At 46.3% G+C, this 11,398-nt stretch carries 10 protein-coding genes; 2 read left to right on the top strand and 8 right to left on the bottom strand.

The features are described 5' to 3' along the window. Positions 1-412 precede the first annotated feature (412 nt). The 5 genes from F459_RS0111700 to F459_RS0111680 form a co-directional block, all read right to left on the bottom strand. The gene (locus F459_RS0111700; protein ID WP_020612909.1) at positions 413-1,453 is read right to left on the bottom strand and encodes an ABC transporter permease; all 1,041 of its coding nucleotides are present in this window, start codon (positions 1,451-1,453) and stop codon (positions 413-415) included. A gap of 19 nt (positions 1,454-1,472) precedes the next feature. Then, positions 1,473-2,963 carry a sugar ABC transporter ATP-binding protein gene (locus tag F459_RS0111695; protein ID WP_026295007.1) on the bottom strand — a complete coding sequence of 497 codons (1,491 nt, stop codon included), beginning with the start codon at positions 2,961-2,963 and terminating at the stop codon, positions 1,473-1,475. A gap of 104 nt (positions 2,964-3,067) precedes the next feature. Next, positions 3,068-4,033, bottom strand: a complete 966-nt coding sequence (locus F459_RS0111690) for a substrate-binding domain-containing protein (RefSeq protein WP_020612906.1) — start codon at positions 4,031-4,033, stop codon at positions 3,068-3,070. A gap of 65 nt (positions 4,034-4,098) precedes the next feature. After that, entirely contained in the window at positions 4,099-5,109 is a 1,011-nt protein-coding gene (gene iolG, locus F459_RS0111685; protein ID WP_020612905.1) for an inositol 2-dehydrogenase, read from the bottom strand. A 79-nt stretch (positions 5,110-5,188) separates the two neighbouring features. Then, the gene (locus tag F459_RS0111680) at positions 5,189-6,013 is read right to left on the bottom strand and encodes a TIM barrel protein (RefSeq protein WP_020612904.1); all 825 of its coding nucleotides are present in this window, start codon (positions 6,011-6,013) and stop codon (positions 5,189-5,191) included. A gap of 155 nt (positions 6,014-6,168) precedes the next feature. Between F459_RS0111680 and F459_RS0111675 the strand changes: the two genes are divergently transcribed. Then, a complete protein-coding gene (locus tag F459_RS0111675; protein WP_020612903.1) occupies positions 6,169-7,389 on the top strand; it encodes an ROK family protein in 1,221 nt (406 codons plus the stop codon). 5 nt (positions 7,390-7,394) lie between these two features. Here F459_RS0111675 and F459_RS0111670 read toward each other — a convergent pair whose 3' ends face one another. Beyond that, a complete protein-coding gene (locus F459_RS0111670; RefSeq protein ID WP_020612902.1) occupies positions 7,395-8,426 on the bottom strand; it encodes a LacI family DNA-binding transcriptional regulator in 1,032 nt (343 codons plus the stop codon). Positions 8,427-8,665: 239 nt separating this feature from the next. Between F459_RS0111670 and F459_RS0111665 the strand changes: the two genes are divergently transcribed. Beyond that, positions 8,666-9,892: a uroporphyrinogen decarboxylase/cobalamine-independent methonine synthase family protein gene (locus tag F459_RS0111665; protein ID WP_051086172.1), complete on the top strand. Its 1,227-nt coding sequence runs from the start codon at positions 8,666-8,668 to the stop codon at positions 9,890-9,892. A 12-nt stretch (positions 9,893-9,904) separates the two neighbouring features. On the opposite strand, the gene F459_RS0111660 is transcribed toward F459_RS0111665, so the two are convergent. Both F459_RS0111660 and F459_RS0111655 read right to left on the bottom strand, forming a co-directional pair. Then, positions 9,905-11,065: a UxaA family hydrolase gene (locus F459_RS0111660; protein WP_020612900.1), complete on the bottom strand. Its 1,161-nt coding sequence runs from the start codon at positions 11,063-11,065 to the stop codon at positions 9,905-9,907. A gap of 1 nt (position 11,066) precedes the next feature. After that, the gene (locus F459_RS0111655; protein WP_020612899.1) at positions 11,067-11,372 is read right to left on the bottom strand and encodes a UxaA family hydrolase; all 306 of its coding nucleotides are present in this window, start codon (positions 11,370-11,372) and stop codon (positions 11,067-11,069) included. Positions 11,373-11,398 lie beyond the last annotated feature (26 nt).

Here is an 11,398-nt window from a genome sequence, read left to right as displayed (position 1 = left end):
TGTTATGAGATATTCCACATTCCTCTCCTATTGGTGCAAGATGTAACTCTTGTCCCGTTCTCCCAGCCAACACCCGGATAATGATTGACTGATTTGTTCCATCAAGATGACCGTTCCGTCATACCGCAAAAAAAATCCCCGGGGGGCATTTTGAGCAAATTCTCTGTGGTCTATGTCTTCCGATGAGACATATTCATAGCCTGAAAACACTTTTTGCGAAAGTTTCGTCTTCCCTGACTGACATGGACCTAATATTGCTGTAATTGGAAATTCTTTGCTGAGCAGGAACAATTCTGATTGTACTTCTCTATCTATCCTATAGACCAGTGTACAATATTTGTACATATTGTCAGTACATATTAAATATTGTACACTATAATGACGATCGCGAAAAATGGATAAAGATCCTGGTTTAACTGTTTTTCTGTCCCATCATATCAAGAACAACAGCAAAAATGATAATCACACCCTTGACGATGTCCTGGAAATAGGAAGAAATACCAAGATAAATTAAGGCACTTTTCACGATACCTAAAATTAATATACCGGCAAAAACACCGCTGATACGCCCTATTCCTCCTCTCTGAGAAACTCCGCCTATGGTCGCAGCAGCAATTGCATCCAGTTCCATGTTCAGTCCCAGGGTTGGATTTCCGGCGCCCGTCCTTGCTGCGATCAGGACTCCGCCAAGGCCTGCAAAAAGCCCTGAAAGGGCATATACCTTGACCAGGTTATGTTCGACATTGATTCCGACTACACGTGCGGCAGCGCTGTTTCCCGCCAAGTTACCCCCTATTGCATATACACTTCTGCCGAACCGTGTTTGATTCAACAGGTACCATGATACGGCGCCGCATATAATGAAGAAAACCATAATACCGGTTACATCGCCCCAAATATGGATATTGCCGAACTTGTTAAAGCTGTCGGTCAATTGTGAAACAGGTTGTCCTTTTGTATAGACCAAAGCAAGGCCTCTTGCGATACACATACTGCCTAAGGTTGCGATAAACGGATGGATTCTCGTATAAGCAATAAACATGCCGTTTGTAAATCCGACGGCCAAACCGACGGCAAGGCCGATCAGCAGTGCAACGACCGCAGGGTAAGGGGCTATGCCGGGAAAGATCTTGGCAGAATATGCTAATTTTTGCGCAAAGCTCCCAGCCACAACCGACGACAAGGAAACAACAGATCCAAGAGATAAATCGATTCCTCCGGAAATGATACAAAACGTTACACCGAACGTTAATATGCCTACTCCCGATTCTGCCTGTACCATATAAAGAAAGTTATCCGGAGCAAAATAGGCACCTTTGGTTAATATTCCGAGCAATAGATATGCCATGGCTAAGATTACAAACATCTTATTTTCGGAAAGCAGACTTATCAGACTCTCCTTTCTACTGGTAACCGAGGGTAGGTTGTCATTCTGTTTCTTCAGGGATTCCATTTGTGAGTTCCTCCGTTCGTTACTTAATTGCCAATTCCATTATTCTTTCTTGTGTGAAATCGGGTCGCTTAATGATTCCGGTCATCTTACCCTCATGCATAACTAAAATTCTGTCGCTCATGCCCATAACTTCCGGCATTTCAGAAGAGATCATGATTATTGCCTTTCCTTCTCCAGCCAGTTTCGTAATTAATGAGTGAATTTCTGCTTTTGCCCCTACATCTATTCCCCGTGTAGGTTCATCGACAATCAAGATATCCGGTTGCGTCATCAGCCAACGTGCAACGATGGTTTTCTGTTGGTTTCCACCGCTGAGGTTCATTATCCGTGCTCCATAACCCGGCATTTTTATGCGTAATTCATCACCGAAAGCTATGGCCTCTTTCTTTAATGCTACATGATTTATTTTATACAAACGATTGCAGTATGTTCTTAGATTCGCGATGCTGATATTGTCAAGCACACTAAGAACGGGAAAAATACCTGAGGCCCTACGGTCCTCCGTTACCATTCCTATGCCATGGCGGATAGCATCCTTGGGTGACTTTATCTTGACGTTCTTCCCATTCAACTGAATAGTTCCAGCGCTTTTTTCTCTCATTCCGAAAAGCGTTTCACAGACTTCAGTCCTACCTGCTCCAACTAATCCGTAGAAGCCAAAGATCTCTCCCGCATGCACGGTAAAGCTGATATCCTGGAATGTTTCTCCCGAACTTAGATGTTCGACTTGTAATACCGGCTCCTTAATAGGGCAATCGACCTTCGGATAGATATTGTTCACTTTCCTTCCAACCATCATGCTGATCAGATCCTGAGGCGTGGCATCTTCAACCGTAGTAAATCCTGCATTTTTGCCGTCACGGAAAACAGTAACGTCATCACAAATTTCAAAGATTTCATCAATTTTGTGGGAAATATAAATTACGGCCTTGTTTGCTGCCTTCAGTTCTTCAATAACCGTAAATAAAGAACGAATTTCCGCCTCAGTCAACGCCGATGTCGGTTCGTCCATGATGATTATTTCGGCATTATATGAAACGGCTTTGGCGATTTCCACCATTTGCATTTGCGCAACCGATAAGGAGCCCATCAACTTTGCAGGATTCACTTTAATATGCAAGCGCGAGAGAATATCTCTGGCCTGTCGCATCATTTCCCGTTGATCAAGATGTATTCCCTTTCGCAATTCCCTTCCGAGCCATATGTTATCGCAGACACTTCGCTTTGGAATCGGATTCAGTTCTTGGTGAATCATCGAGAGGCCATGTCTGATTGCATCTGCCGGGTTTAAAATGGTAACAGGTTCTCCATGCAAAGAGACTTGGCCGGAATCCATATGATACACTCCTAACAAGCACTTCATCAATGTAGATTTTCCTGCCCCATTTTCACCCATTAGTGCATGAACAGTCCCTTTGCGTAACGAAAAATTAACTTGATCAAGCGCCAGAACCCCTGGAAATCTTTTGACCACATCATGGATTTCAAGAACATATTCGCTTCCATTCACCGTTCGTTCCTCCAGTTATTCCTATGTGAGCAGGAGCATTATGTTGAGCCCGAAAAGCCGTCCGGCAATTGGGCTCAGCATAAATAAAGAAGTAGAATTTGATGCTACTTCATGTAATTTTTATAGTTGCTTTGATCAACCAGCTGAAATGGAATATCGATATAGGTATCTATTTCCTGACCAGAAGCCAATGCCATTGCAGCTTTGAGAGCCCCTTCTCCTTGCCCTTTTGCATCCTGAAAAACGGTGGCATAAAGTTCTCCGTTTTCCATTGCAGTAAGTCCGGCCGCTGTTGCATCGATACCTACCACGGGAATCTCTTTCGGATCCAAACCAGCCTGTTTCATAGCCGCAATCGCGCCTAATGCCATTTCATCGTTGTTACAGATTACGCAATCAAACTTCTTGCCGCTGGCAATGAACTGCTGCATTTTATTCAGGGCCTTTGCACGATCATACTCTGCAGTATCCTGATACACCTGATTCAGGGTAAAACCGGCATCTTCAAGCCCTTTTTTCACAGAAGAAGTCCTCAGGGTGGTATGCTGCAGTCCAAGTGTACCCTGTAACAGGACGTAGTTGATTGTCTTTACATTTCGTTCCGTAAAAAACTTTGCCAATGCCTGAGCCTGGAATGCACCGGATTTATGTTCATCCGAGCCAACATATGTCTGTTTACCTTTTACCAGATCGACATCCGGGGCCCTGTTGACAAATACCACCGGCATATCCCCCGCTGCATTAAGAACGGTCTGTGAATTGTCAGTAGTGACGAGGTTGACAATCAAAGCATCATAATCCTGGGCTGCAAACTGCTGAACTTGCGAAAGCTGTGCATTACTGCTTTGTTGTGCATCTTGTGAAGCAACCTTTACCCCTTCTTTTTTTGCTTCTGCAAGGCATGCATTTTCCATGGTCGACAGGAACTGATCACGCAGTGCCATGGTAAAAGCGATCCTATAGCTTTTACCGCCTTCCTGAGAGGATGAGCTCTCCTGACTCCCATTGGCAAAAATTGGTGTCAATAATAATGAGAGAAGAACCAAAACCATACCGAATCTTTTTTCCATAAGATCCCCCTTCTGTATTAAATAAATATGCTACCATTTAGAATGGTAGAATTATCAATTCGGACTTAGTACGATACTGTAATACTCTTTCCCTGCTTCAAGGATTCAGCCGCAGCAGCAGCCAAAATAACAGAATTCAGCCCATCAATTCCTCCAACCGGAACAGGTCGCCCCTCGGCAACGGCATGAACAAATTCGATCATCTCATGAGAAAAGGCCTCCCTATAGCGCTCAAGAAAGAAATACAACGGCTTTTGCGCGACGACGCCCTCTTCACCCCAAAAGGTCCCGGTATGAGGAGTGTCATTTCCGGTCACCATCATTCCCAGAGAACCGAAGACCTCACCCCGCTGATCGTATCCGTATGCTGCTTTTCTGGAATTATCAATAACGGCCATGGCCCCGTTCTTCATCTTCATACTTATGATGGCAGTATCAATATCACCTGCGGACCCAATCGCGTTGTCGACCAGGACATTTCCGTATGCAAAAATTTCATCGACTTCGCTTCCGGTGAGATATCGCACCATATCAAAATCATGAATTGTCATATCCATAAAAAGGCCGCCCGACACTTTGACATAGTCGAGGGGCGGCGGAGACGGATCCCGTGAAGTTATTTTTACCAGGTGCAGTTCTCCAATCCTTTTTTTGGCAACAGCCTCGCGGAGAGCCATAAAATTGTGGTCGAATCTTCTATTGAACCCAACCTGGAATTTCACTCCCGATTTTTCAACGACATCAATTGTTTTTTTTATTTCCCGGATATCAAGATCGATCGGCTTCTCACAGAAAACATGTTTCCCGGCAATGGCAGCTTCCCTGGTACATTGGGCGTGCGTATTGGTAGAAGAACAAACCAAGACAGCATCTACTTCCGGATCGTTGATCACATCCTTATAGTCTTTCGATATGGTTTGGATATTAAATTCCGCAATCCATTTTTTTGCCTCATCCGTCATATAGGGATCGGCGATGATCTTAATTTCCGCATGTGGAATATTGTAGGTAATGCTTCGTGCATGCACATAGGCAATTCTTCCCGCCCCAATAATTCCTAAATTCAATTTTCGCATTTTCCATTTTCTCCTTAGTCAGATCATGCGATCAAAATTGTGCCAAAGGTTATGGCAAACTATTTTCCCGAACGAAATATTATGTATTGAAGATGTAATGAATACTTTTTGTAAGCTTCTGCTTCAGCTCTGATAATCCAAGCTTCTGAACAGAAGAAGAGAAGGGTTCAAAGGAAATCGGGGAATCACAACCGCCGTCAAGCAGCCGCGCAATCTGGTTCTTGTTATCCATTATGTCCTGTTCATCCACCAAGACACGATCATCATCGGTGATTGCATCTTTTTCCTTACCGGCATATACACCTGAAATATGGACCATGCCCGTCCATTCAGGAAAAACCTGTTTTTCTTCGGAAAGAAAATGATGAAAGGTGTCGTGCACAATGCGGTAGAGGGCATCGAAGCCGCTATTTTGAATTGCTGCGACGGCTTCTTGCTTATATCGAACACTGCAGATAGGGAAACCCAAAGGCTCGATCAAACCCACCATATTTTTCTTTTCAAAAAGCGGTCCATATGTTTTTAGTGCCTGCACGAAATCCTCTCGTTGCTGTTCCGTTCCCCGAGCATCCTTCGGATCATTTACCGGACAAAGAACGATATTCTTACATCCGACCTTTTCCGCCTCTGCCATCAAAAGCAGCAGTTCCTCCTTCTTCTGTTCAAATAAAACGGGATCATTAAACCGCTGTAAGGCATTGATGGTAAGTATATCGCCCCCCAAGCCGTGACAGGCGGCAATGATATCGGCAGCACGTTCACCACCGAGAACCCGGCTGTCTTTCAGGTCGTTTCTCAGCTCAATGCCGGTACAATCACAATCGGCGGCAAATTTGATGAATTCCGTAACAGAGAGACCCGGTTGTATAATTCTGTTAAGGCCAAGCCTGTTAGCGTGAGTCATATGTTCTCCTTTATAGCTTTTGTAAATTTTTTCATCCCCATGGGAATAGGGTATCATAGTTTTTTTGTTTGTCAACTTTATTTCGATACTTTGTATCAATACTTTATTATCTATTAACCTTGACTTTCGGAAGAAAACATCCTACTCTTCCACACATGAAGACGACTGAGCATGGAAACAAGCCCAAGAATATTCGATCAAAGAACAAAAAACTGATTGTTGAGTTGTATCGCAGCAAAGAGATGCTATCGGTCTCATCAATTGCACAAAAAATCCACCTGAGCCGTACGACCGTCATGAAAATTAACGAGGATCTTCTGCAAGAGGGGATTATCGTTGCTGCGGGTAAGGGCTCTTCAACGGACGAAGGGGGAAAGAAGCCTTCGCTGTACCGTTTCAACGCTCAGAATAAGCTCATCATTTCGCTTCATATAAAATATGATCGAATTCATTTTCGTCTCTCTGATCTTACCTATAAAAGCCTGAAAAAAGACGAAATATCCATACGGGAAAACGAGGTCTTCCCGGAAATCGCAAAAAAAATGAAGATATTGATTGAAAGGAACAGCAGGCCAGAGGAGAGGCAATCCACAGTCCTGGCTTGCATGGTGGCAATTCACGGTAATGTGGACTCGGAAAGCGGCATCTGCATCCATTCAACCTATTTCCCATCCTGGGGAACCTACAATAATCTAAAAGAACAGCTTACCCCCGTGCTTGGTTTGGACTGTCCCATCTATCTTGACAACTGGATACGCTATAAGGCGTATGGGGAGAGCAAGATTGGTCTTGCAAAAAACTACGATACCGTTGTGCTGATCGACGCAGGCTGGCATGGGGTCACTTCAGGAATCCTCATCGGAGGGAAAATTTATGCGGGTAAGCATTTTCTCTCCGGTGAGATAGGACACAGCCTGATTAATCCGCAGGAGACAGAACTTTGTGCCTGTGGAAGTTCCGGCTGTTTCGAGCAGCAAATATCGGAAAAAAGAGTACTCACCAGGGTACGCACTTTGCTGGAGCATTACCCGGGCTCCACATTGGCTAAAGAAGGTAAAGGGTTGGGTCTGCTTTCCGTTTTCGATGCTGCCGACGAAGGTGATTCTCTGGCCAGAATCGTTTTGGACGAGGTTATTAATTGGTTTGCGATTGCAATCTCCAATATTATTATGTTCTTCGATCCCGAAATCATCTTGATCGAGGGCGAATACGCCTCAAAATGTCGCTACATGGAAAAGGGAATCGATAAGCGAGTATGGGAACTCTCCCTTCCCCGCCTAACACGTCAAACAGCTTTGCTATTCAGCGACGGACAATCCGTTCCTACCCTCAAGGGTGCGGCAATCCTCGGAGTCGATAAATTTTATACGATGTAAAAAGCTTATTGATAGAATTCCAGGGTTTCTTTGATAACGAATTCGGGAAAAACCCTATATGCTTTTCGATCTTGTTCCTTACCGGTAAGACCGTCAAAAAGAAGCTGTACGGCTTCATAGCCCTGCCGAAAAGGATTCTGATGAACCAGCATGTCGATAGTTCCCCGCTCCAGATAGGGCCATAGACGACGATAGATGTCGGTTGCGATAAAGGTGACCTTCTTCTGAATTCCAAGCTCTTCCATTGCCTCTCCGCAAAAGTGGCCGCCGTAGGTCACCAAATACAAACCCTTCAAATCAGGATATCGCTCCCAGAGTGTTTTCACCGCAGCCTTCAATCTGCAGGGATCTTCATCGGTCTCCAGGATTTCTCCCAGCCTGAGCTGTGGCCAGTAACGGTTAATTGCAGCTTTAAAGCCTTCGGCCTTGTACGCATGGTCCATTATCTGATTGCTTCCGGTCAGGACACATACTGTTCCGGGAGTGTGAATGAATCGCCCCATGTAGGATGCTACAATTGCTCCGGTCTTCTGCGGAGGAACAGCAACCGTCGCGGTCCGCTTACTTTCCGGAGCATCGGTAGCCATGGTGACGACAGGAACGCCTGAACTCACTAATTTATCAATAACCACATTAAGGCGACTTATGTGCCCGGCACAGACGGCAACACCATGGAACCCTTCTGCAAGATAGGTTTCCATCCATGCATTCTCTTCCTCATAGCCCAGTTTTTTCGTCTTTGTGATCTCAAGGTGAACATTAAGATCTTTCAGCTCTTCCGCCGCAGTTCGAAGCCCCTGTTCAACGATCCGATAGAATTCATCCCCCTTCTCTGGGATGATAGCCGCCAGCCGATACTGCTGCCGGGAAAGCGATTGGGCAAAACGGTTTATCCGAAATCCCTGTTGTTCACAAACCTGCAGGATACGTGCCCGTGTATCTGCGTTTATACCGCTTCGATTATGCAATGCCCGGTCGACACTACCGATAGAAACACCACATAGTCGGGCAATATCCTTAACTGTTAGCTTCTTCAATGGAATCCTCTTCTCATAGGAACATCATTGCCATGATATCATGATGTTGTCACATATCAATAAAAGATCTTCCGCACATCTCTTGACTTTTTCATAAACTATGATACCGTATCGTGTACGTACACGATAAAAATTATTTATAAGTGTAAAATAATACAAACACGATAAGGAGAAGATCATGTATCGTCATCTTAAATGTGCGTGTCGATTATACGGACTGCGATTACAGTGATTTACATATGAGCACTCAGGACAAGGAGTGTCTGGCTCACCTTGCGGTACGGGTCAGGGAGATTGCGGAAAGGCCGGAAATGGAAGAGAGGAAGAGGCTCTGGAGCCGACATAACCGCTTGGATAATGAACGCCCCATGATTTTTGCCGATCCTGAAAACGGCTGGCATGAGATCATTCCGGAGGAAAGCCTGGTCTGCCGAAACGATATTGCTCGGCATTGGGAGCTTACGTTACGAAAGCAAATCTTCTGGGGAGACGAGATGAACGACGATTATGTTGTCGAACCGGTCTTTGATCTTCCCCACGTGTATACGGAAACACCCTGGAGAATCCGCGGCAAGGAAGAAAAGAGTCATGCCTTTACCACGCAACTGGACGGGGGAGCCTACCACATCGAATCCATCATGGATTCCTATGATGAAATCGATAACCTCTTGGATCCGGAAATCGTCGTGGATTACGGCACCACGGAAAGGCTACTGGAGCTTGCCGAAAAGATCATGGGCGCCTTTCTGAAAATACAAAACAGAACCGTATGGTTCTGGTCCTTTGGCATGACCGACGAGTTCGCTCAGCTGCGGGGAATGGACAAGATGATGCTTGATTTCTTTGATCGGCCGGACGCTATTCACGCCTTAATGAAACGACTACAGCAGGGGACACTCAAAAAACTGGAATTCCTGGAGCAGGGGGGGCTCCTCTATCCCAATAATAATTATACATTTATCGGTTCCGGCGGACTCGGATATACCGATGAACTGCCGTCCATTGAACCGGCGAAACTCTCTACGATGTGGGGATTGGCAGAGAGTCAGATCACCGTAGGGATCTCTCCGGATATGTTCGCCGAGTTTATCTTCCCGTATCAGAAAGAGATCATGGAGCGCTTCGGGCTTACCTGCTACGGGTGCTGTGAAGGCATGGACCCCCGATTCCATATTGTTAAGGCCGCAAGAAATCTCAGACGCGTTTCGGTTTCTCCCTGGGCCGATCCGGAAAAAATGAGTGAGCTTTTACAGAAAAAGTACATCTATTCCATGAAACCCTCACCCACCCCTTTGGCCCAGTCTGAGATGGACATGGAATCGGCAGAAAAAGAACTCAAAAGGAAGCTGGAAATATCGCGGGACAACAACGTTGTCGAGATCATCATGAAAGACAACCATACCCTCGGAGGGAATCCATCCAACATAACCGACTGGGTGAACATGGCGAAGCGTCTCGTCGGATAAAAGGAGGTTCGGCTATATAACCGGCCCCACCATATAAATGTCCATGGAACTAGTGTAACCCGATATTTCCGCCTTTGTCTTCTTGCCGGAAGCGACCCGAACCACCTCATCAAGGAGGCGGTTTCCTGCATCCGCAAGGCTCTCGCTGCCGTCTATCACCGAGGAGACGTTGAAATCCATGTGGTCTTTCAGGTTATCCCAGGTCTTTTCGTTTCCGGTCACCTTGATCACAGGGACGAAGGGAAACCCCTGAGGTGCCCCCCGTCCCGTTGTAAATGTGATAAGGGTAGCTCCCGCCGCCGCCAAACCGGTGAGAAGTTCCGGTTCCCGTCCGGGAGAGTTCATGACGACCAAACCTTCGACATCGGGACGAACACCATATTCATACACCGCCTGAATTTTTGCAGATCCCGCCTTGGCGATGGCTCCCAAAGACTTTTCTTCGATGGTCGTGAGCCCACCCTTGATATTTCCACCGGTTGGCTGACCTCCCCGGATATCAAAGCCCATCTGCATGGCACGGTTTTCCATCTGGTTCACCAGGGAGAAAATTGCATCGGCAGTCTCTTGATCCTTTGCATGACGCGCCAAAAGGTGTTCGGCACCGATAAATTCGGTTACCTCGCCCAAAATGGATGTGCCTCCTGCTTTTACAATGAGATCGGAAAGGATTCCAACAACCGGGTTTGAAGAGAGCCCCGATGTGGTATCGGAACTGCCGCATTTGAGACCAAGCACCAGTTTACAGATGGGAAAGAGTTCCCGTTTTAGCTCGCTTGCCGCCGTTACCATAGCTTGGGCCAGTAGAATTCCTTTTGCGACAGCCTTGGCTGCCCCGCCCCCTTCCTGGATTGTAACGATTTCAACAGGCTTGCCCGTTGCCGCAATGGACTTTGCAACCCGGCCGACGTTTGTACTTTCGCAACCAAGACTGACCAACAAAACTGCCGCCAGATTGGGGTTCTTCCCCAATCCGATAAGGACATCGGTGACTCTATTAATATCAACGGGGGTCTGGCAGCATCCCTGATGATGCAAAAAGGATGTTGTTCCGGAGACCTGCCGAGCGATTCTTTCCGCCACCTCATTCGCACAAATCACCGTTGAAAGGATTCCTACATCGTTTCGAGTTCCCACGCCGCCATCCTTTCGTGCATATCCGAGGAAATCCATCTCATGTACCTCCCTTATGTTTCAGATCACCGCGACCGCGAAGGCTTTCGATATTCTGGACATGAGCATGGGCTCCCCGGGGAATGTCTGCGGTGGCCCGCCCCATTACCTCGCCGTACTTTATGATGTCGGCTCCCTTGAGAATATCCACAACGGCAAATTTATGGCCATAGACAATGGCATCTTGTACAACCACACTCACCGCCTGTTCTCCTTTCAGGAAATGGCAGGCCTGCCCCGCTTCCATATCCCGCAAAGCGGTGGCAACATTATCCAGACTTGTAATCAAAATGGCATCTTGTTTCATCTGAAAACCTATCCTCCCAGGCGGTA

Source organism: Sediminispirochaeta bajacaliforniensis DSM 16054, assembly GCF_000378205.1.
GTDB classification, from domain to species: domain Bacteria; phylum Spirochaetota; class Spirochaetia; order DSM-16054; family Sediminispirochaetaceae; genus Sediminispirochaeta; species Sediminispirochaeta bajacaliforniensis.
The sequence above is the reverse complement of the archived record's forward strand: the minus strand, read 5'-3'. Positions and strand labels throughout refer to the sequence as shown.

Bases quoted from the DNA above. Each gene is read 5' to 3' on its own strand.
- F459_RS0111655 (WP_020612899.1), bottom strand. From the start codon at position 11,372: ATGAAACAAGATGCCATTTTGATTACAAGTCTGGATAATGTTGCCACC.
- F459_RS0111700 (WP_020612909.1), bottom strand. From the start codon at position 1,453: ATGGAATCCCTGAAGAAACAGAATGACAACCTACCCTCGGTTACCAGT.
- F459_RS0111690 (WP_020612906.1), bottom strand. From the start codon at position 4,033: ATGGAAAAAAGATTCGGTATGGTTTTGGTTCTTCTCTCATTATTATTG.
- F459_RS0111675 (WP_020612903.1), top strand. From the start codon at position 6,169: ATGAAGACGACTGAGCATGGAAACAAGCCCAAGAATATTCGATCAAAG.
- iolG (WP_020612905.1), bottom strand. From the start codon at position 5,109: ATGCGAAAATTGAATTTAGGAATTATTGGGGCGGGAAGAATTGCCTAT.
- F459_RS0111660 (WP_020612900.1), bottom strand. From the start codon at position 11,065: ATGGATTTCCTCGGATATGCACGAAAGGATGGCGGCGTGGGAACTCGA.
- F459_RS0111665 (WP_051086172.1), top strand. From the start codon at position 8,666: ATGAGCACTCAGGACAAGGAGTGTCTGGCTCACCTTGCGGTACGGGTC.
- F459_RS0111680 (WP_020612904.1), bottom strand. From the start codon at position 6,013: ATGACTCACGCTAACAGGCTTGGCCTTAACAGAATTATACAACCGGGT.